Origin of the sequence: Bartonella sp. AA2SXKL (genome assembly GCF_042197205.1) — a bacterium.
Classification (GTDB): domain Bacteria; phylum Pseudomonadota; class Alphaproteobacteria; order Rhizobiales; family Rhizobiaceae; genus Bartonella.
In genome coordinates this window covers 23,235-44,521 of the sequence record NZ_JBHIRN010000014.1, presented here as the reverse complement: position 1 = coordinate 44,521, position 21,287 = coordinate 23,235, and the positions used below count along the sequence as shown (strand labels likewise).

16 protein-coding genes, 2 tRNA genes and 6 pseudogenes are annotated in these 21,287 nt (G+C 39.6%); 9 read left to right on the top strand and 15 right to left on the bottom strand.

Features of this window, described 5'->3' with window-relative positions; all coding sequences use genetic code 11:
- Window position 1 precedes the first annotated feature (1 nt).
- Window positions 2–718 (top strand): amino acid ABC transporter permease, encoded by a 717-nt coding sequence (locus tag ACFINS_RS08315; RefSeq protein WP_375612443.1) that lies wholly within the window; start codon window positions 2–4, stop codon window positions 716–718.
- A gap of 11 nt (window positions 719–729) precedes the next feature.
- Window positions 730–1,476, top strand: coding sequence for an amino acid ABC transporter ATP-binding protein (locus tag ACFINS_RS08310; protein ID WP_273791447.1), 747 nt, complete (start codon window positions 730–732; stop codon window positions 1,474–1,476).
- 102 nt (window positions 1,477–1,578) lie between these two features.
- Here ACFINS_RS08310 and ACFINS_RS08305 read toward each other — a convergent pair.
- The 6 genes and pseudogenes from ACFINS_RS08305 to ACFINS_RS08280 all read right to left on the bottom strand — a co-directional run bounded on the left by ACFINS_RS08305 (window position 1,579) and on the right by ACFINS_RS08280 (window position 9,406).
- Window positions 1,579–2,369 (bottom strand): annotated as a pseudogene (locus tag ACFINS_RS08305) (tetratricopeptide repeat protein).
- A 1,040-nt stretch (window positions 2,370–3,409) separates the two neighbouring features.
- Window positions 3,410–6,133, bottom strand: a complete 2,724-nt coding sequence (locus ACFINS_RS08300; protein WP_375638316.1) for a valine--tRNA ligase — start codon at window positions 6,131–6,133, stop codon at window positions 3,410–3,412.
- A 137-nt stretch (window positions 6,134–6,270) separates the two neighbouring features.
- Entirely contained in the window at window positions 6,271–6,825 is a 555-nt protein-coding gene (locus ACFINS_RS08295) for a DUF2497 domain-containing protein (protein WP_375612445.1), read from the bottom strand.
- A 253-nt stretch (window positions 6,826–7,078) separates the two neighbouring features.
- The gene (locus ACFINS_RS08290) at window positions 7,079–8,371 is read right to left on the bottom strand and encodes a TolC family outer membrane protein (RefSeq protein ID WP_375651365.1); all 1,293 of its coding nucleotides are present in this window, start codon (window positions 8,369–8,371) and stop codon (window positions 7,079–7,081) included.
- Window positions 8,372–8,437: 66 nt separating this feature from the next.
- Window positions 8,438–9,112, bottom strand: a complete 675-nt coding sequence (locus ACFINS_RS08285; RefSeq protein WP_375696427.1) for a protein-L-isoaspartate O-methyltransferase — start codon at window positions 9,110–9,112, stop codon at window positions 8,438–8,440.
- A gap of 220 nt (window positions 9,113–9,332) precedes the next feature.
- A tRNA-Cys gene (locus ACFINS_RS08280) sits at window positions 9,333–9,406 on the bottom strand.
- Between the two features lie 184 nt (window positions 9,407–9,590).
- Here ACFINS_RS08280 and ACFINS_RS08275 point away from each other — a divergent pair.
- A tRNA-Asn gene (locus tag ACFINS_RS08275) sits at window positions 9,591–9,665 on the top strand.
- 89 nt (window positions 9,666–9,754) lie between these two features.
- On the opposite strand, the gene ACFINS_RS08270 is transcribed toward ACFINS_RS08275, so the two are convergent.
- The 9 genes and pseudogenes from ACFINS_RS08270 to ACFINS_RS08230 all read right to left on the bottom strand — a co-directional run.
- Complete coding sequence (locus ACFINS_RS08270) at window positions 9,755–10,129, bottom strand: helix-turn-helix domain-containing protein (protein ID WP_375651363.1); 375 nt, start codon at window positions 10,127–10,129, stop codon at window positions 9,755–9,757.
- 64 nt (window positions 10,130–10,193) lie between these two features.
- Complete coding sequence (locus ACFINS_RS08265) at window positions 10,194–10,979, bottom strand: DNA adenine methylase (RefSeq protein ID WP_375621686.1); 786 nt, start codon at window positions 10,977–10,979, stop codon at window positions 10,194–10,196.
- A gap of 24 nt (window positions 10,980–11,003) precedes the next feature.
- Window positions 11,004–11,234: a hypothetical protein gene (locus ACFINS_RS08260; RefSeq protein ID WP_375651362.1), complete on the bottom strand. Its 231-nt coding sequence runs from the start codon at window positions 11,232–11,234 to the stop codon at window positions 11,004–11,006.
- Window positions 11,235–11,350: 116 nt separating this feature from the next.
- Window positions 11,351–11,578, bottom strand: a complete 228-nt coding sequence (locus ACFINS_RS08255; RefSeq protein WP_375611041.1) for a hypothetical protein — start codon at window positions 11,576–11,578, stop codon at window positions 11,351–11,353.
- Window positions 11,575–12,237 (bottom strand): lysozyme, encoded by a 663-nt coding sequence (locus ACFINS_RS08250; RefSeq protein WP_375612676.1) that lies wholly within the window; start codon window positions 12,235–12,237, stop codon window positions 11,575–11,577. Before ACFINS_RS08250 ends, ACFINS_RS08255 begins: the two co-directional genes overlap by 4 nt.
- 62 nt (window positions 12,238–12,299) lie before the next feature.
- Window positions 12,300–12,629, bottom strand: a complete 330-nt coding sequence (locus ACFINS_RS08245) for a hypothetical protein (RefSeq protein ID WP_375706078.1) — start codon at window positions 12,627–12,629, stop codon at window positions 12,300–12,302.
- Window positions 12,630–12,639: 10 nt separating this feature from the next.
- Complete coding sequence (locus tag ACFINS_RS08240) at window positions 12,640–16,167, bottom strand: hypothetical protein (protein WP_375706077.1); 3,528 nt, start codon at window positions 16,165–16,167, stop codon at window positions 12,640–12,642.
- 17 nt (window positions 16,168–16,184) lie between these two features.
- Window positions 16,185–16,418: a hypothetical protein gene (locus ACFINS_RS08235; protein WP_375630375.1), complete on the bottom strand. Its 234-nt coding sequence runs from the start codon at window positions 16,416–16,418 to the stop codon at window positions 16,185–16,187.
- A gap of 9 nt (window positions 16,419–16,427) precedes the next feature.
- Window positions 16,428–16,625: pseudogene (locus ACFINS_RS08230) on the bottom strand (phage tail protein); the annotation flags it as partial.
- 177 nt (window positions 16,626–16,802) lie between these two features.
- Here ACFINS_RS08230 and ACFINS_RS08225 point away from each other — a divergent pair.
- The 6 genes and pseudogenes from ACFINS_RS08225 to ACFINS_RS08200 form a co-directional block, all read left to right on the top strand.
- Window positions 16,803–17,968 (top strand): annotated as a pseudogene (locus ACFINS_RS08225) (tyrosine-type recombinase/integrase).
- A 198-nt stretch (window positions 17,969–18,166) separates the two neighbouring features.
- Window positions 18,167–18,359: pseudogene (locus ACFINS_RS08220) on the top strand (helix-turn-helix transcriptional regulator).
- Between the two features lie 98 nt (window positions 18,360–18,457).
- Window positions 18,458–19,138: pseudogene (locus ACFINS_RS08215) on the top strand (virulence-associated protein E); the annotation flags it as partial.
- 111 nt (window positions 19,139–19,249) lie between these two features.
- Window positions 19,250–19,540 (top strand): CopG family ribbon-helix-helix protein, encoded by a 291-nt coding sequence (locus ACFINS_RS08210; protein WP_375610963.1) that lies wholly within the window; start codon window positions 19,250–19,252, stop codon window positions 19,538–19,540.
- Window positions 19,537–19,809, top strand: a complete 273-nt coding sequence (locus ACFINS_RS08205) for a type II toxin-antitoxin system RelE/ParE family toxin (RefSeq protein ID WP_375610964.1) — start codon at window positions 19,537–19,539, stop codon at window positions 19,807–19,809. The genes ACFINS_RS08210 and ACFINS_RS08205 overlap by 4 nt, the downstream gene beginning before the upstream one ends.
- A gap of 139 nt (window positions 19,810–19,948) precedes the next feature.
- A pseudogene (locus ACFINS_RS08200) lies at window positions 19,949–20,947 on the top strand (DUF3987 domain-containing protein); the annotation flags it as partial.
- Between the last annotated feature and the right edge of the window lie 340 nt (window positions 20,948–21,287).

Sequence of the window (21,287 nt, the reverse complement as noted above, 5' to 3'; positions counted from 1 at the left end):
TATGGTGAATTTCATAAGCTCTCAGTTTGGACTTTATTTTCCTTTCAATTTTTCCGACTTTGATTTTTCCTTTTTTACCTTTGATGTATTTCGTTCTTACATTTTATCAGGTTTACTCTTTAGCGTTTTTCTAACTCTTTTTGCAACGGTATTGGGGTTTGTTTTCGGCACACTTTTAGCAATGATGCGCCTTTCTTCCATAAAACTTCTTTCTTGGTTTGCAATCAGTTACATAACAGCTATGCGTTCAATACCACTTGTGATGGTTATCTTATGGTTTTTCGTGCTTCTGCCTTTTTTAACTGGTATATCCATTGGTGCAAATAAATCAGCACTCATTACCTTTACCGCATTTGAAACGGCTTATTTTGCTGAGATTATGCGTGCTGGAATCAATTCAGTTCCGCAAGGACAAAAATATGCAGGACAAGCTCTTGGAATGACATATTGGCAAAGTATGTACATTGTCATTCTTCCTCAAGCCTTTAGAGATATGCTTCCAGTCTTTTTAACACAAGTTATTATCCTTTTTCAGGATACAACCCTTGTTTATGCCATCAGTGGTCATAGCCTTTTGAATGGTTTTGATATTGCTGCTAATAATTTTGGTGTAAAGCAAGAAGCTTATATCTTAGCAGCTATTTTCTATTTTGTTATCTGTTTTACACTGTCACAAATAGTTTTGTATTTACAAAAAAAAGTATCCATTATTCGCTAACAGGAAAAAAAATGTCTACTCATATGATCGAAATAAAAAATGTTTCTAATTGGTATGGCGAAATTAAAGTCCTTAAAAACTGTACAACCAACATTAATAAAGGAGAAGTCGTTGTCGTTTGTGGTCCATCAGGCTCAGGAAAGTCAACACTCATTAAAACTATTAACGCTCTCGTCCCTTTTCAAAAAGGTGAAATTTGGATTAATGGAATACCAGTTCATTCAAAAAAAACGAATCTGCCTAAATTGCGAAGTCAGGTAGGAATGGTGTTTCAACACTTCGAGCTTTTCCCCCATTTATCTGTCACAGAAAATTTGACAATTGCACAAATCAAAGTCCTAAAACGAAGCAAAAAAGAAGCACTTGAACGTGGATTGTTATATCTTGAACGCGTTGGACTCATTGAACACAAAGATAAATATCCTGGTCAACTTTCTGGAGGGCAACAACAACGTGTTGCTATTGCACGTGCCTTAACTATGGATCCACTTGTCATGCTTTTTGATGAACCAACATCTGCTCTAGATCCTGAAATGGTAGGTGAAGTACTCGATGTCATGATTAGCTTAGCAGAAGAAGGTATGACGATGATTTGTGTAACCCATGAAATGGGATTTGCACAAAAAGTATCGGAGCGTGTTATTTTCATAGATCAAGGAACAATTCTTGAAGACTGCTCATCTAAAGAGTTCTTTTCTGATCCGCAAGCAAGAAAACCGAGAACGCAAGAATTTTTGTCTAAAATCCTAAGTCATTAGCCGTTAGATTATCAAAAAAAGCTATCTTTACTATGAACTTGTATACAAGAAAACAGAGTTTAATATAAGATGAGAGAATGTAAAAATATTACAATCAGATGTTTAAAAACTGTTATTCTTTAAAATCTCAACAACCAGTGAAATTGCTGTACGTCTCTCAGATTCATTACAAAGAGCAAAAGCCTCTTCTTGCAAAGGGTGAATCCAATTTTCGTCTTTTACGTTAGCTTTTTATAGGCAGCAGTTAACATTGCTGCCCCACGGACAATTTTTCCTTCTTTAAGCAGTATATTTCCAAGCATTGCTTGGGCAGAAGGATTTTCTTTTTTTGCTGAAAGTTGAAACCATCGTGCTGCTTGTATAAGATTTTTCTCCCTTCCCTCTCCCTTTAAAAATATTTTTCCTAAATGATACTGAGCTTTAGGATTTCCATAGTTTACCGCAGCCTGCATATAAAGATGAGAAGCATAAGAAGGATCAGGTTTCACAGGTGATTGAGGAATACCTTTTTTTATGTATCCGGCAAGTTTAATCAATGCATCAGAAACATAACTTTCATCCTCTGAACCAAGATCAGCACCTTTTTCAACAATATATGCAAAAAAATTATATGCCTTATAATCATTTTTAGGGACACCATCACCGTTTGCATAGATAGAGCCAAGTTTCCAATTCGCACCAATATAGCCTCTCTTAGCAGCACAACGTAATGCTGCAATAGCCTGAGTTATATGCCCATTTTTATAAACAGACATGCCACGTTTTAAAAAATAAAACGAACCATCATTCGCTTCTTGCAAGCTATTGACATCTATTACATAAACAGTCGAAAAGAATCCCTCTAAAATCACAACAATCGTGACTTTTTTCCATATCTGAAACCTATTAACCATTCCCCCTACCTCAATTTTAATGATTATATCTGTTACAAATTTCTTTGTAGATATTTAAACTCTTTTTCTTAGTAAGAAGCATACGCAATTTTAAAGTAAAAATTTTAAAAGAAAAAACAAATAGATAAAAACCATCCAATAGGATTTATCGATCTTAAAATTTTATACGTATGAGCAAAAATCGTTCAATAGAATAACGTGCATTAAACAGCAACTTGAGAACGAAGAGAATACATGATGAATGGTAAACGTTTGAGTATAAAAAACAATACGAAAGATGGATAAATATAATGATGATAGTTAACTTATAACTTCACGACTGCCTTACCACCTTAAAGATGAAGTTTTTTGCCTCCGTCAATCTATAAACAATACAGCTTTTTGTTTAACGGATTGCACCTAACATCATTTCACATGGGGTTACTTCATACTTTACACACAAGTTCTACCTCAGAATACTCACCACTACATACAAAAATACCACATGTGTAATTTTACATGCCTTATATTGCTACTCTAAATGATGATATTTCACAGAAATAAAACAAGATATTGATTTATAATGATACTTTACCATTTTGCATGTTGAATGAGGACCTCGAATATCGTAAGATTCTCTCATTCCAAACCTGTTCCATGTTAAATCAATCAAAACCATCCGCTTGCACATTACAAGTAGAGAGAGCTATGTGGATAAAAACTCTGTGTAAGAAAGAACTAAAAATGCCTCTTACGAACGGTTTGAGCTAAGGGTTGTCCGGATATTGGACAGAATGGTGCCCCCAGCGCTTGTTACTTCACAAGCATAAAGAAGGGAAGCTCAATAGATTTACCGTTATACCATTCATGATCTACGTCGTGGAATAGGCTTGGATGCCTTAAAAGATGTCTCTTTAATGATAAACATAAAACAATGGATTTCAGTAGAGATTTTATGATCGTTCATGAAAAACTAACAAAAGAAAAAGTTTCCTTTTAAAGAAGATCTATACTAGCCCTACTGGTATGCAATTATCTATCAAAAAAATAAAAAGTTGAAATCAATCTAACCGCTCTAAAGCAACAAATATTTTTTTCTGCGCTGCACGCAGTTCTACAACCCTGTTCCGCTCACGCTCAACAATTTCTGCTTTTGCATTTGCTATAAATTTGGGATTGTTTAACTTAAGCGATATTTTTTCAATATCTTGTTCAATTTTACTGACATCCTTCCTCAAACGAACACGTTCAGCCTCCAAATCAATCAACTGTCCTAATGGTAAACAAAAAACAGCCTCTCCCAAAATCATTTGTGCTGATATTTCCGGAACTTTATCAGAGAAATCAATAACTTCAATACGCGCTAATTTTTTTAGAAGTGCATCATAACGCTTCACACGCTCTCGCGTTACTTCCCCTCCTTCAACAACAACAAGAGGTGCTTGTGTCGCCACTGGAATATTCATTTCAAAACGTACAGACCGAATCCCTGTGACGACATCAATAAGCCAATTAATATCATCAGCAGCTTCTTCATCTATCAATGTTTCCTCTGGCCATTTTGTCAATGCGAGCATATCCTCACGCTTGATGGCTTGCGTTTCTGTAAGATACCACAACTCTTCCGTCATATAAGGCATAAAAGGATGAAGAAGTTTATAAACTTCATCTAAAACCCAAGCAGTACAAGCTTGAGCCTCATTTTTAGCATCTTCATTTTCCCCCTGAAAAATAGGTTTGAGAAGCTCCAAATACCAATCACATAATGTATTCCAAATGAAACGGTAAAGAGTGGCAGCTGACTCATTAAATTTATAGTGTTCAATACCAGTCGTAACTGCTGAAATTGTTTTAGATAACTCTGTTAAAATCCAACGATTAAGCGCCAGTTTTGCTTGTTCTGGTTTAAAAGCTGGATCATGCTTCACACCATTCATCTGTGCAAATCGGGTAGCATTCCACAATTTCGTAGCAAAATTACGATAACCAGCAATACGGGAAACATCAAGTTTTACATCACGACCTTGTGCTGCCATAATAGCTAAAGTAAATCGAAGTGCATCAGCACTATATTGATCAATAAGCTCTAAGGGATCAATAATATTTCCCTTTGATTTTGACATCTTTGCACCCTTTTGATCCCGTACAAGAGCATGCACATAAACCGTTGGGAAAGGAACGTCACCCATAAAGTGAAGTCCCATCATCATCATACGAGCAACCCAGAAAAAAATAATATCAAATCCTGTCACAGATAAAGATGTTGGGTAAAAAGTAGATAATTCAGTCGTTTTATTTGGCCATCCTAATGTTGAAAAAGGCCAAAGAGCTGATGAAAACCAAGTATCTAAAACATCCGGATCACGGATTAATTCAACAACCTCACCATAATGAGCAAAAGCTGAATCTAAAGCCTCTTTTTCACTTTTTTCAACAAAAACCGTTCCATCAGGACCATACCAAGCAGGAATCTGATGTCCCCACCATAATTGGCGAGAAATGCACCAAGGTTGAATATTTTCCATCCAATTGAAGTACGTCTTTTTCCAGTTATCTGGAACGAACTGCGTTTTGCCTTGTTGAACAGCCTCTATCGCTGGCTTTGCTAATTCAGCAGCATGAACATACCATTGATCTGTCAAAAAAGGCTCAATAGGGACACCACTGCGATCTCCATGAGGAACCATATGGGTATGATCATCAACAGAAGCTAAATATCCCTGTTCTTCCATCAAAGAAACAATCTTCTGGCGAGCAACAAAACGATCAGATTTATCGAGATTTTCTACTAACATTTTTAATTCATCTGATAAAATCAAACCATCGAAAAATGCTTCATTTTCACGAAGAAAAATCTCGGCTTGCTGGGTAAAAATATTGATCAAGCGTAAATGATTACGCTGTCCTACTTCAAAGTCATTAAAGTCATGAGCCGGTGTGATTTTTACAGCACCACTTCCAGCCTCAGGATCAGCATGGCTATCACCAACAATTAATAACCTACGACCAACAAGCGGCAAAAGAGCATTTTTACCGATAAGATTTTTATAACGCTCATCTTCAGGATTAACAGCAATTCCTGTATCACCAAGCATTGTTTCTGGTCGTGTTGTCGCCACTGTTATATAAGTTGTCGCATCATTTGGATCAAAAATTTTACCTTCAAGTGGATATCTAAAGTGCCACAAATGTCCTTGAACTTCTTTTTGCTCAACTTCAAGATCTGAAATAGCTGTCAACAATTTAGGATCCCAATTGACGAGGCGCTTATCCCTATATATCAACCCTTGCTTATAAAGCGTGACAAAGACTTCACGAACCGCCTGCGACAACCCCTCATCCATTGTAAACCGCTCACGCGACCAATCACATGAAACCCCAAGGCGACGCAACTGGTTTGCAATAACGCCTCCAGTTTCATAACGCCATTCCCAAATACGCTCAATAAACTTTTCTCTCCCCATTTCTTGACGCGTTGGCTCTTGACGTTCTGCAAGTTGACGTTCCACAACCATTTGCGTAGCAATCCCAGCATGATCCATACCAGGCTGCCACAACACATTTTTGCCACGCATCCGCTGAAATCTAACTATTATATCTTGAATTGTCGTATTGAGCGCATGCCCCATATGAAGTGAGCCTGTAACATTAGGAGGTGGAAGCATAACGCAAAAAGGTTCTGCATCGCTTTTAGAACCAGCTCCCGCTTTAAAAGCCCCACGAGTCTCCCATCTCTTTGCAACCCGTTGCTCTATAGAGGAAGCATCATAGTTTTTTTCTAACATTCTATCCATCCATAACGCCGCTGAAAAACACAATATATGATCAAAACCTGATCAGAATCTCGTGAATCTCAGCCATTCACTAGAGAGCTCGCAAAATCGCAAACAAAATCCCCATAAAATGAAAAACATAAAAATAATTAAGACGATTTTTTAATCGCCTTCACAATCTCTTCACGCAAAATATCTTCCAGCAAAATAGGCAATTTAGACTGTAACCATTCTGCTATAGCCGGACGCAACACATCCTTTGCAATCTTTTCTGCAGAAGAAATACAATATGCAGACAATTCCACATGACCATCCCTTCCTGCGTCTGACTGTGATTTCCTTATCTCATCTTCATATTCTTTTGCTTTATAAACAGAATTCCGTTCTTCAGAAGAAAGCTTCATCTTTTGCATATCCATACCAACTGTATTATTTTCTGCCTCTATATCCTCTTTTTCTTGCGTTATCTTCCCCCCTTGATTTTCAGAAGAAAGACCAATACGATCAGCTAAAGCTTTCATAGCATCATCAACCGATAAGGTTGTATCATAAATACCCTCGGATGCAACTTCTGAAGCATTCACTGCAACATCTTCATTTAAAAAGTGATCAGATTGAACCGCATTTTCTTCGATTATTTCACGAATAGATGTTAAAATTTCATCCATACTTGGCTCACGTAACACGCTTGAACTCTGTACCATACTTTACAACCTCTCAAAGACGCAACAACAAATAGAATCATATTTTCAGTGTATGCAAAAGAATTATAAGATCAACATGCCTCCTACGATATTTTCAAATATGCTTGTCATAAAGAGGGCGCTACACACAGTTTTCTACACTTAGTAAAAATAATATCTCGCCGCAATATCTTTCAACATATTCAACTGTTGATTTACTAATCTTTTAAAAACTAAAATAATTTAATAAGATTCAAAGAGATACTTTTATGTATTATCGGATATATTTAATTGTTTTTAAACCTAAATAACTTGCAGTCAATTTACCAATAGAAGATTGAACACTATAGCTCGCCACAACAGCATTACGCTCTGCCATTGCAAGCGCAATCTGAGCATTAATCAATAGAGTACGAGAATTTAAAACATCCAGCGTCGTTGCTTGCCCTACGCGATTTTCTTGAACACGACCTTTCAGAGCAATTTCAGCAGCACGAACACTTTCACGGTAAGCAACAACAGATGAGCGTGCGCCCTCCAACTGAAACCAAGCAGAAGTAAGTGCTTGTCGCGTATTACTATGCGCCAAATCGAGTTGAAGCTGCGCCTGTCCAAGCTGTTCCCTTGATTGGCGAATTTGCGCAGACGTACGCCCTCCTTCAAAGATTGGGACACTTACTGACAACCCTATCGATTTAGAAACGCCATCTTCTCCAACCCCGCTGTAGATTCGATTATAAGATGCTGTTGCAGAAAAATCAACTTTAGGGAGCAATGCCCCTTCTTTCGCCTTTACATTATAAACACTCGCATCAACTAAATATTTAGCATAAAGGATTGCTGGATGCATCACAACGCTCATTTGGTAAGCCATATCAAGGTTGACGGGAAAATCTTTGGCTAGAGGTGGGCGTTTTAACTTTTCAGGATCAGAACCAATAACTTGTCGATACACTGCCTCTGCTGCTTTTACATCAGAACGAGCAAGACTCAGCTCTGAAACCGCCACGGAACGTGCAGCTTGAGCTTGAGCAAGATCAACATGCCCTCCTTCACCCACATCAAATTTTGCTTTATTAGAACGAACTTGTTCCTCAAGAGCTGCCAAATTTTCTCTCCGAAGATCGGCAACACGACGTGCGTGATAGACATTAGCATAAGCGGTCACCGCCTCTAGAAACGTATTTTGTTCAACATTACGAAGATATTCACGCTGAGCCTGCAACTTAACTTGAGCTGAAGAAAAGATATTTTGCGTGATAAAACCATCAAATAATCTTTGATTTAATCTCACTCCTATAGATCCAGAAGTGACATAAGGACCTGTAAAAGACTTATTGCGCCCATAGTTCCCAACCCCCTCAACTTGTGGCAATAGCCCCGATCGCGCAATGACAACATCATCACTGGATATACGCACAGCTGCACGTTCACTATTCAACTTAGCATTATATTTATAAGCCTTAGAAAAGGCATCCATCAATGTTTCAGCACAAACAGCCTCTGATAGAAAAACACTCAACACCAGCAATAAACACGCCTGAAACTTCTTGTTTACTCTAAACATAATACACACAATAACAAACCCCAAATAAATTACAAAATTATCTTTTATTCACAAAACAAACAAGCACTAAAACACAAAACCAGGTGTTTTGAAAAAACAAGGAAGAGGCTTTACAGCGAGGTTAAAAGCACGACGAGCCGAGATGATCCCATCTTCTTTTATATAGATTTGTGCAACAGCAGCATTTCCATGCCCTTCAACCACAACAAGACGTCCACAGTCTTTCATTTGATCAAAGATACCTTGAGGAATAAAATCAACAGATCCCTCAATGAAAATCACGTCATAAGGTCCCTCAACGGCATATCCTTTCTCTAATGGACCATGAACGACAACCACATTATCACATTGATTCCGTTCTAAAGCTTCAAGAGCACGTTCAAAGAGAGATTTATCACTTTCCAGCGCAATCACAGACCCTGCAAGTTTTGCAAGCAACGCTGCACAATAACCACTATTTGCACCAATATCTAAAACAACATCTGATGATTTTACAGCGGCAAGCTGTAGTAATTTCGCTAGAGACGCAGGTTTCATCAAATAGCGTGCAGGAACCCCATCTTGCTCTGGACATAGAACAATATCAGTATCAAGATAACTTAACACTTTCATATCTTCCGATACAAAATCTTCACGAGATACCGTTAAAAAGGCTTCAAGAATTGATAAATCCGTTACATCGACTGTACGAATTTGATTGTCAACCATTTTGCGACGAAGCTCAGCAAAATCTGCAACCATAACGAATATTTTCTCCTAACCTACAAAAAACAAACAAAACAGCGACAATAAGGGATAAAGATCTCTTAAACTATGGGCGTTACAAAAAAGGATACTACAGTCAACAATTAGATTTTAACTGTATAATCTCTCATACAAAAGTGTCTTCACAAGAATAGAGGGAAATAATCTATTTTCCTATACCTCATCTCCCTTAAAAGCCGTTTCGTTTAAAATCGGCTGGAGGCCTCGCCCGGAATCGAACCGGGATACAAGGATTTGCAGTCCTCTGCGTAACCATTCCGCCACGAGGCCTCGTCAACAAACATAAAGGTTTCAATAAGGGAAGGCAACGCATCCGTCAAGGTGTAGAAATCTTCTCTCGCCTTTTTTCCTCTTATTACACAATTTATCATATTTTTTTAAAAAAAGTAATTTTATCCTTTGCAAATCAGTATTGCTTTGCTATAGCCTTTTCAACGAGATGATTGGGCACCGTTCCCCGGTAGCTCAGCGGTAGAGCAACCGGCTGTTAACCGGTTGGTCGCTGGTTCGAATCCGGCCCGGGGAGCCACATTCTTTTCTATCACAAATAATTTATTGATTTTCCATATATTTTTTACAGTGAGGGACGCGTAAATAAAAGTTAGGGAATAGGATTTTCTAACATTTCTCTATAAAGCACGCTTCGCACAATGTTTCTAATGTTTCTTTGAAGTCTGCTAACGCTTCTTGATGTAAGCCATCTAAAAGTCTCATAAACGCAACAACAATTTCACGTTGCAACGGAGTAGAAGGCTTTATGATGATGCTTTTTCGATAAGAATAGGCTTCTTTTTTTAAGAGAGAAGCCTTCTCTTTATCTAAACCATAAAGCTCTATGATCTTTTCCTCCAGTCCTACAGGAACAGATTTTTTGCCAATCTCGACAGAAGATAAAAATGCTACAGATATGTCTAATTTCTTAGCCATATCTAAGAGGCGTTCGGAGTGATCAATGCGAAGTTTCCGTAAAATTTTACCAAAAGATGTAACCATATAAAAAGTCCTATTAGAGAAGAAATATTTCTTCTGATTCTAACAAATCTTTTTATGATTTTCTTCAATTATTACGAATCAAGAGTTCTTTTCGGGGTGGTTTTTTAGCAAAACCAGAGGTCCAAAGGGTCTCTAATTCTAAAAAGTCAAAATCCTTAAAGATCTCTCGAACCGCATCACAATCATTGAGACTCAAGACAAATTTGCCTTGTATGCTTTTGAGAACTTTTGCCATACTCACAAAATCATCTTCAACAAAATTCCCAGAGCTGTAACACTTCTTCTTCACAAGATAAGGCGGGTCTAGGTAAAATAAACTGTCGGGTGCATCAAATAGCTCGATAACCCGTTCCCACGACAAATTTAAGATCGTCGTATCAAGAAGCTTCTGTCTAACACGTCTCATCCTTGATAACAGCTTTTCGGGATTAAATGCTATAGGCTTTTTCCTTCCAAAACTAAAAGAGACATAATCTTTTTTCCCATACATCACACAACGTTGGAGAAACAAAAAACGGGCGGCTCTTTCAACTTTGGAAAGGCTTTCTGGTTCAATCGCCGCAAGTTCAAAAAACAACTGTCTTGAACAAACAAACCATTCTAGTCGTTTAGCTAAATCATCAAAGTCATTTTGAACGCATTGAAACAGATTCGTGATCTCTCCATTCAAATCATTAATAACGGAATATTTTGCTGGTCCTTTATTTAGGAAAATAACACCAGAACCTAAAAATGGTTCAACATAGGTTTCATGGTCAATGCTATTTAAAATCGGTATAATTTTCTTACGCAGATAGTGTTTACCACCCATCCACGCAAACAATGTTTGTGTAAATTCTTGTTTCATCATATTTTTAAAGGAGAGATTTGATATCTAACTTTTTGTTAACCATCTTTTAAGATGTGATAAGATATTATCGAGTGCATCCATAAGGCGGGCAAAATCAATAACAAACATAAAGAGAATGAAGGCAATCAATTTCATGATGCGTGACATCATCTTTAAGCCTTGATAGGTCTCTATCATCTCGTGAAGGAGCTGTTGTTCTGTTTCTGTAAGATCTTTATCTTTGCTGCTTCGTTTCTTGACCATCTTTCCAACCACATAAATGGGCTCCCTGCTTGTTATGCTTCAAAATATCTCTTGCAAGGTTGGAACTGATGACCGCAACATCCTGATTATCCAAATAAATGGGCAACCAGCCACCACAAGAAACAGACCTATTTGCCGCGCACCCAACGAGAAAGTTCAGAGCGCACACCAGCATCACTTTTTCGATTAACTTCATTTTCTACCTCAAGACGGGTTGTTGCTGTCTTTAAAGCATTCTCTGTTTGCTTTTGCCGTTCGCTTTGCTTGCCAAGCTGAAACGCCTTGGCTAAAGCCATAAAAAAAACGGCTAAAGCCGCTGTAAACATAAGAGAATATTTCTTTAGCCAAAAAATCATAAACGTTGCTCCCCAAACCGCTTGGCGACAATCACTATGCCCGTTACAGCCGCTAAAACCATGATACCTGCTAAAGCCCATTGCACCGGACCATTGCCAACCAACAAGCCTCCAAACCCCGAACAAGACCCTATAATCGGGGCAAGTGCTTCTATCTTTAAAAGACCGCTTGCTGTTTTCGTTTCTACCCTTTGATAATTCGAAGAAACATAAGCCCCTTTTACCCATAATCCCGCTTCTGCTGCTCGACGGTTGGCTAAACCCGCAAGAGGCTTCCCACCGACCTTATTCCATTTCTGTAATTCTAAGGGTACGGCTTCATAATCCCCTTGATTAAGCTTCTTCAACAAGGTTGACTTGCGAAAAGCAGCTGTTCCTACATTATAGCAAAATGAGACCAATGCCGCGAATTGGCAATCCGTTAACGAAACCGTCACCGATTCCTCGACTGTCTGCTCAAATTGCTTTAAGTCTTCACAAAGGATTTCTTCTGCTTGCTTTTGGCTAATACACATGCCTTTTTTGACAAGGGGGTGACCCGCATTGCTGGTGTGACCATAACCAATCGTCCAGACACATGCCGTATCTCGATAAGCCTCTAAACGCAAACCTTCCCATTGTTTGATAAGCTCTAATCCTTCTTTCGATATCTTTCTCATCTGACGCTCCATAAAAAAGCCCCACAAAAGTGAGGCGGCATAAAAATGTTTTCTTATGATCTCTATTGGCTATGCTCTTTGATCAGCTGCTCGACTTCTTCAACACGAAAGCCAAGTTGAAAGAGCGGCGCATAGTCGCTTTCCTGTAATTCATACTGACAACGCTTTTCTACAAAATCACCATTTGAATCAAACGGCATGGTTGTTGTTAGACAAACCTTATGCGTGTCATCTTCAATCCCCTCTTCTCCCTCTCCAAGCTCTTTAACAAAGACCCAATAAAAACGTGTTGCTAAAAGCATCTCTAGCCTTCTTACCGTTTCAACTTTGTCAAAAGAAAGCATGTTCAGATAATCTTGCTTGCTATTTAAATGTTCTGGATAATCTATCATCTACCCCTCCTCACAAATCACGGGAATGGCTACAACCACGCGCCGCAACTTGTTCATTTCCACCATTGACGATCATGGCGGCTCGAGTAAAACGCCCATTATCCGTTGTATTACTCCAGCTACCACCCCCTAACAATGCTCTCATTTCAAACGTATTTTGCGTACGGCTTATGGGTATAGGAAACGTGCCCGATAAAAATTGCCAAACATAACCGCAACCATCCTCACAACCGATATGCGAGATCATTCGACGATTCGCCGTATCCTTATATCCACCTGAAACCTTAGAGGTTGGTTCTTTCTTGCCAACAATATGTGTCTTTTCATTGCTTCCATACATAGCAGAAGCAAACGCTTCATCACTCAGTAAAGATTTTTTAACACGCGCCATATCTGTTACATGTTCGGTATAATTACGGTTTGTTGTTATATTGGTACGATACATTGATTTCGTATTTTCACCCGTCCCTGATTGAAGATAAATATCAACCCAAAGATCTGTAGAGGGGTCGTAGACCATTCCCTCTGGTGAACTATGCGGACGGTGATTTAAACACCAAACTGAATTGGGTAAAATATCCCCTGCTCTATAACCAGACAATGGATGACCGGAAATCGTACCAACATCCGCACAAAGCGTATGAAACCCTCCTATCTTTCGCGAATTACTCACTGTGTAATCCCTTGGATACGTAGAGTTTTCTGATACAACAATTTTATGAGAATCTCCCTCCGGTACCAAATAAACATAATAATCCTTCCCCGCCGAAAGAGAAGGAACGCTTATTCTTGTATCTACCGTATAACTTGCAACCAAAGTATCATTGCCTAATGCCAAAGTTATGCGTGTTCCTTTTTTCACGGTTAATTGCGCTTTGCCTGTCGCTACAAGAAACGGTGTGGAAATTGAAAAAACCGTTAAATTGGACTGTTTCAGTAAATTGTTTACCTCTTCCGCTAGCGCTTTTGCCTGTGAAGCTACTGTATGAGCTGTTGTCGCTGTTTCCAGAGAACTCTTGATACCACTAAGCTCTTTCTTCATTGTATCGGCGGTTGTTTTGGCTTCTTCTGCTGTCCTTTTCGCTCTATCGGCTACTTCCTTGGCTTTTTCGGCTTCGCTCTTGGCTTGATAGGCTTGTGAATCTGCCGCCTCGGCTTTTTTCTTGGCTTCGTCTGAGTACATCCGCGCTAAACTTACGGGGGCTTTAAAATTCTCAACCACTTGATTGATATCAATAACCCTACTCCTCGCAGACGAGGCTATTTTCTCTGCATTTTCTGCCTGATTGCGCGCTTGCGTCGCATCATGTCTTGCATAACCAGCAGACTCCTTGGCTTCCTTGGCTATTTTTTGTGCCTCTTCTGCTTCTTCTTCTAAAGACGCGGCTTTCTTACCCGCTGTTTCGGCTGCCCTCTGCGCCTCTCCTGCTATATATTTTGCATTACTCGCTATTTCCTTGGCTTTTTCTACTTCATTCTTGGCTTCATACGCTCGGTCATCGGCTTTCTCTGCTATTTTCTTGGCTTCTTCACCTGCCATTTCTGCTAATCTTGCTATAGTCTTAGCGTTATTGGCTGCTTCATTCGCGTCGTAAGCTTTACTCCACGCTTCATTCGCTGTGCTTTTTACTTTTTCCACCTCACTACGCGCTTGCTCCGCATCATGGTTAGCATAACCTGCTGTCTGTTTGGCTTCTTTAGCTATTTTTTGTGCTTCTTCTGCGGCTGCTTCTAAAGACGCGGCTTTTTTACCCGCTGTTTCAGCTGCCTTTTGCGCCTCTCCTGCTGCATATTTTGCACTATTGGCTATTTCCTTGGCTTTTCCGGCTTCATCTTTTGCTTCATACGCGTAGTTATTGGCTTTCTCCGCTATTTTCTTGGCTTCTTCGCCTGCCGTTTCTGCTAAACTTGCTGTAAGCTTAGCACTATCTGCTGTTTCATTCGCTTTGTGGGCTTTATTCCACGCTGCATTCGCTGTGCTTTTTGCATTTTCCACCTCACTACGCGCTTGCTCCGCATCATGTTTGGCATAACCTGCTGTCTGTTTGGCTTCTTGTGCTATTTTTTCAGCTTCATCCGCTTTACGCTTCGCCTCTTGTGCTATGCCCTTCACCGCTTCCCCACTCACCTGCCCTGCCGTCTCTCCTGAACGCACCGCAGACTCTGCTACCGCTTTCGCTTCCAAAGCTATTCTAGAGGCTTCTGTTGTGCTCTGTTGGGCTTGCTCCGCTTTCGCTATTGCACTATCTGCTGCACTTTTCGCTTCTTCTGCTGTGCTCTTCGCTGCATTCGCAACTGTCTCTACACTTTCGGCTTTAGCTTTTGCATCAGCGGCTGTCTGCTGTGAACTTACTGCTGTGCTATGAGCTGTTTCCGCTAAACTCTTAGCTTCACTCGACTTCGTTAACGCTTCTAAAGCTTTTTGCCCGATCTCATCACCAGCCTGTTTAGCTGTGGTAGCGGTCGATAATGCCGTTTCTGCAATACCTTTCACTTCTTCAGAAATATTCTTGACATCATTGACTAAGGTAAGCGCTGTAGATGCTTTATCCTTCGCAGCATTCGCTTCTGTAAGCGCATTGGTAGAGGCATTTTGGGCTTCTGTTGCGAGTTGTTTGGCTTCTTCTGAGAGTGTCTTAGATGACTCTGCTATCTGTTTGGATTCTCTTGACTCCGTTAATGCCTTCTCTACTGCCGTTTGTACTTGAGACGCTGTTTTTGTAAGTTCTCTAACAGAAGATGTCGCCCGTTCCGATAAACCTTTTGCTTCTTCGGCAATATCCTTCGCATCAGCGGCTGTCTGTTTGGCTCCATCTGCCTTCATACTTGCTTGTGTCGCTACTGTCTTAACTTCATGACACGTTGCTACCGCCGTCGCTGCTACTTGCGTCGTCTCTGTTGCTGTTTGTGAAGCTTCTCTTGCTGTTTGTTCTGCACGCGTTGCAATGGTCTTCGATTCATCGGCTAACCTCTTGGCTTCGGTCGATAAATTAACAGCATTCTCACTGCTCTGCTTGACCTCTACAAAACTTTGCAATGCCGTAGCCAATGAACCTTTCGTACTATTGATTTCCCCTGTAGCTCTATCGACTGCTGCTTTTGTCTCTTCTGCCATGCGCTTCGCTGCATCAGAAGTATTCTTGGCTTCTTCTGCTAAGCCATTGGCTGTATCCGCTGTCTCTTTCGCAAGGCTAGCCGTTGTCGTCGCTGCTTTAGCTTCTTCCTTCGCTTCATGAGACGTCGTAAGCGCTGTTGTCGCTGTTTGAACTGTTTTCGTCACTTCGCTAAGCGCTTGTTCCGAAACCCTCTTCGATTCTTCTGCAACCTGTTGCGCACCATTCGCACGCGACATGGCTTTTTCTGCTTCTTGACGTGCATTAACAACCTGCTCTAACGGCGCAAAGGTTTCATACGAATACAAAGATGCCGTCCCTAAAAGCTTCGGAACAACAACGCTGTCTTGAGAAGTCCCTTCTCTGATTTCCTCTTTCGTTGCAACAGGTATCAAATATTCATGTTCATGATCGGGTATCTTCATCTGCTTTATTCCTTCATTCAGAGGGCTTCATCCAATGAACACTCTTTCAAATCTTCAAACTCTTCTCTTAAGGTCTCTAAGCGCTTCTCTAAATCTTTCAGTGAACCATCAAGCTCTGTTTTCAAAGCGGCTTTCAGTAAATCAAAAACGCCAGTAAGCGGCGCATGTACAAAACCTCCCCCAGAATACAAAACGACCCGTACTTGAGACGGGTCGCTAATCTCTGATATCGCAAACGGTTTTAATGACATTTCAACTCCTCATGTCTTGATCCCATAAATTACACTCACATTAACGGGGCGCGTTTCAACACCACCAACCCTCTCTGCCATGAGATGATGTTCATGATGCTCTCTGTCATTCAGACCGTCTGTTATAGGCGTTGAATAATATAAAAAATTAGCAAAGGGGCTCCTGATAAACCAAGGTAAACGCGGCGGCTTGTCTTTTTCTGTAAACCTACAACACACTGATTTATAATGATAATTCACTGTTTTGTATGTTGAATGAGAGTCTCGAATAACGTAAGATTCTCTCATTTCAAGTCTGTTTATATTGAATCAAACAAACCCATTTGCTTGCACGGCATAAGCGGGGCTGGCGTGTGGGTAAAACTGTATAAGAAAGGAATGAAAATGGTTCTTATGAATCGTCTTAACGCAAGGGCTGTCGCAACATTGGGAGCTGGCAAATATAATGATGGTGCCGGCTTGATCCTCCATAAGCGTAAAGATGGTGGTGCTCAATGGCTTTATCGTTATACCATTCACGGTCGGCGCCGTGAAATGGGTTGGGCGCCTTAAGACATGTCTCTTTAAAAAAAGCCTGTGAATTGGCAAACCAATGGCGTGCTGTTTTACATGAGGGTCGTGACCCCATTAAAGAACGCGATAAACAAAAGCGTGAGGCAATGCGTAATCTTCATTATTTAAAAAACATTGCTTTAGATGCTTTTGAAAGCCGTAAAGCTGAATTAAAAAGAGATGGTAAAGCTTGTGATTGGTTTTTACCATTACGCCTTCATATTCTCCCTAAATTGGGCTGTCTGCCCGTTTCAGAGATTACACAAACAGAGATACGCAATACCCTTGCTCCTATCTGGCATACAAAAGCTGCAACAGCAGAGAAAGCACTAAATCGTCTTAATCTTTGTCTCAAACATGCGGCTGCATTAGGGTTAGATGTTGATTTACAAGCAACAGAAAAAGCACGCGCGCTCTTAGGTAAACAACGTCATAAAACCACTAATAGACCTGCAATGGATTGGAAAGATGTTCCCGCCTTTTATCAGTTACTCTGTAAAACACAAAACATAACACAACTGGCTTTGCGCTTGCTTATCCTGACAGGCGTTCGTACCAACCCTTTGCGTCATATTCGTGAAGATCAGATTGAAGATGATGTATGGACTATTCCTGCTGAGAATATGAAAGGTTTGCGTGACGCTACAACAGAATTTCGCGTACCTCTATCATCTGAAGCGCTAAAAGTGATTAAACAAGCCCGTTGTATTTCCAAAAGTAATTTCATTCTGTCTTTTTCCGGTCGTGCTCCCCTTGCTGAGAATTGTATGGCAAAATATATGAGAGACAATAAACTTGAAGCCTGCCCGCATGGTTTTCGTTCTAGTTTACGCAATTGGCTTGCTGAAACAACCGATGCTCCCTATGAGGTCGCTGAAACTATTCTAAGTCATACAGTTGGCGGCAAAGTAGAGCGTGCCTATCGTCGTACTGACTATCTAGAACAGCGCCGTGTCTATATGGATAAATGGGCGGCTTATGTCACTGGTCAATCTTAAGATATGGGGTAATTTACCCCATGATCTGTGGATAACTTTCTCTCTCATTCGCTCTCAATTAGACTCATAAATTATCACATCAGAATTTATATGATAAAATATTGTTTTCTATAAATAAAACATCTTTCTAAATGAACCAAAATGTGGTTAATAAATAGTTATGATTTGTTACCATTTTTTGATAGAAAGGATTTTAGTATGACAGAAAATGATATTCTTTTGACAGACCGTGAAAGTGCAAAATTGCTTCATATGAGTGTCTCAACATTCCGCCGTCATGTAACCAATGGCTCTCTCCCAAAACCTTTAAAATTTGGTTTTTTGTCCCGTTGGTTACAATCGGATCGTCATCGAGCAAGCAAAACAGCAACGTCAAAGTGACGCGGCATAAAAAAAACCTTGTCACGTAAGGACGGACAAGGCTTTCTCAAACTCATCACCCTAGAGATAGCACAATCCGTCCTGTGACGCAACGTTATAGGATTTACAATGATGTGTTCTTTTAAGAATGCGCAAGGTATCACACGTGCCTTGCGCGGGGTTTGGCATGGGCGTTATGGAACAGCCCGTTGCCCTGCTCATGATGATAGGCTGCCTAGTTTATCTATTTCTAATGGAAATGATGGGCGTCTTTTACTCTATTGTTATGCTGGCTGCTCTTTTAGAGAGATCATACAAGCGCTTATTAGAATTGGATTGCTTGGAAAACAAGCTTATGATCAGACGCTCTCTTTCTCAAAACAGTTTTGTGCTGATCTCAAACAAGCAAAAAGGAAAGCAGAAAGAGCAATTTGGCAACAAAGCCAACCAATCAAAAATACTTTAGCAGAAACCTATTTACGTATGCGGGATATTACATGTGATTTGCCTACAGATTTACGCTTTTACGACAAATGTCTACACCCCTCTGGGGGTACATTGCCCGCGTTGATTGCTCTTGTTAAGGGGGCTGGTTCCTTTGCCATTCATAGAACCTTTTTAAAAGACAATGGCTGCAAAACAGATCAAAAACCAGCAAAAGCCATGTTGGGTTCTGTAACGGGTGGTGGGGTGCATTTAAGCCAAGCCAATCCAAAACATCTGGTCATTTGTGAAGGCATTGAAACCGGTCTGGCTCTTTTGTCTGGGTTGTTATCAGAGCCCGTTGATTTATGGGCGTCCCTTTCAACCCTATGAAAATGCAAAATAGATATAAAATATCTATTCTAATAGTACCTATTGAAGAAACAGTAAAAATACATTACATTAGAACTACTTTGTAACACATTAAGTGGTCGTAAAATGGCTGAGACAACATTTACCTTTCGCGTCGATGATGTATTAAAAAATGAATTTTCCAAAGCAGCAAAGGCGTGTGATAGATCTGGTGCACAATTATTGCGCGATTATATGCGCGATATCGTAAAAGAACAAAAAGAAAAAAGTGCATACGATTTATGGTTTCGGGAACAAGTTCAATTAGGGATAAATTCTGCTAATGCAAGTGATATAATGTCTTCTGAAGAAATCGAAGCAGAAGCAAAAGAATGGCGCTTAAAGACACAAAGTAAACTAGATAGATCAACTTTATGAAGCTAATTTGGACACAAGTAGCACACGTTGACCGCAAAAAGATACGTGAATACATATCACAAGATAATCCTTCCGCTGCCTTAAAGTTTGATCAACTTTTATCTGAAAAAGTAGAAAAACTTGTTAAATTTCCTACCCTTGGTCGTTTAGGACGAATTGTAAATACACGTGAACTTATTGTACATCCAAATTATATCATGATTTATGATATTTCAAATGGCGTTGTGCGTATTTTACGTGTGCTCCATACAAAGAAAAAATTTCCTTAATCAACTGTATTTTTATTTATTTTGTAATTGAAGAAAATTATTTTCTACAATACTGCGCTCCGTATCAGTAAATAATGATAAATTATTATTTTTCTAATATTGCGAATATGATTGCATAATGCACTTTGCACACCGCTTAGTTTCTACTCGTAAAAATGAAGATGACACTATTGTCAATGATGTGTCTGTTGAAAAGCTTGGGGAACTCTTAAAAGAAAACCCCCGTGGTCTCTTAATGGTGCGTGATGAATTGGCTGGCTTTTTAGCCAATCTAGAAAGAAAGGAATATCAATCAGACCGCGCCTTTTATTTAACAGCTTTTAATGGCGATGATCAATTTACTTATGACCGTATAGAGCGTGGAACCATTTTTATCCCTTATGTCACTTTATCCATGATTGGAGGCATTCAACCTTCACGCATTATTCCGCTCATTCAAGCCATACACCGTGGAATAAACGATGACGGTTTATTGCAACGCTTTCAAATGATTGTCTGGCCCGATGACAATAAAGAGTGGCAATTGGTTGATAAACCGCCCAATCAAGAGGTCTGGCAAAAGTATGAAGGGGTATTTCGCTCTTTTCGTGATAAACGCTTAGGTTCTCCCGAACAACCACTGATCATGCGTTTTTCTGCTGAAGCACAAGTGAAGTTTTATGAATGGTTAGAGCATCTTCATAAAGAGGCAAAAGGAGGTAGTTACTCAGAAAGCTTACAATCGCATCTTTTAAAAATGCCAAAGACCATAGCAAGCCTTGCGTTAATTTTTGAACTTCTTGATAGTGGTGGTTTAGAAATTGGTCTCTATGCCATTACAACAGCCTTGCGTTGGGAAAAATATCTGTTAAGTCATGCCAAAAGACTTTATGCGGCGGGGGATACATTAACAGCAGAGCGTGCAAAATTAATTGTCGAGCGTTGTGATTGTTTACCCGATGTTTTTACAGCAAGGGATGTTTATAAACGTGATTGGAAATATTTAACAGACAATCAAACCGTTAAGCAAGCTTTAGAGCTTTTATGTCGTTGTAACTATATTCGTGAAATCTCTGGAGAGAATAACTCCCAAGGCGGTCGACCTACCATACGTTATGAATGGCACCCTTTAGTGAAAAGTCATAAGACATCACACTGAGGCAATTTGGAAATCTTATAAAACATTAAACAATATAACAGTGAACCTTTAAAGCACTCCCCATCATTAGTTTTGGGGGGGTATGGGGGTTTTGGGGGGTCTTTTTACCCCCCCCTTTATATATTTTTTTAGTCAAAAATAAAAGTTATTATATTTCAATAAGTTAATCTTTTAAATAAACAACCTATATTAAACATAACACATAAATACAATTTTTAATATATATCTAAGAGGGTTTTGTAGGTGTTTTGGGGGGGTTAAAAACAGACAAAACCTATCAAAATACTCATTCTGATATTTTAAAGAACGTAGTACATTTATCTTGATGAATACGTGAAAT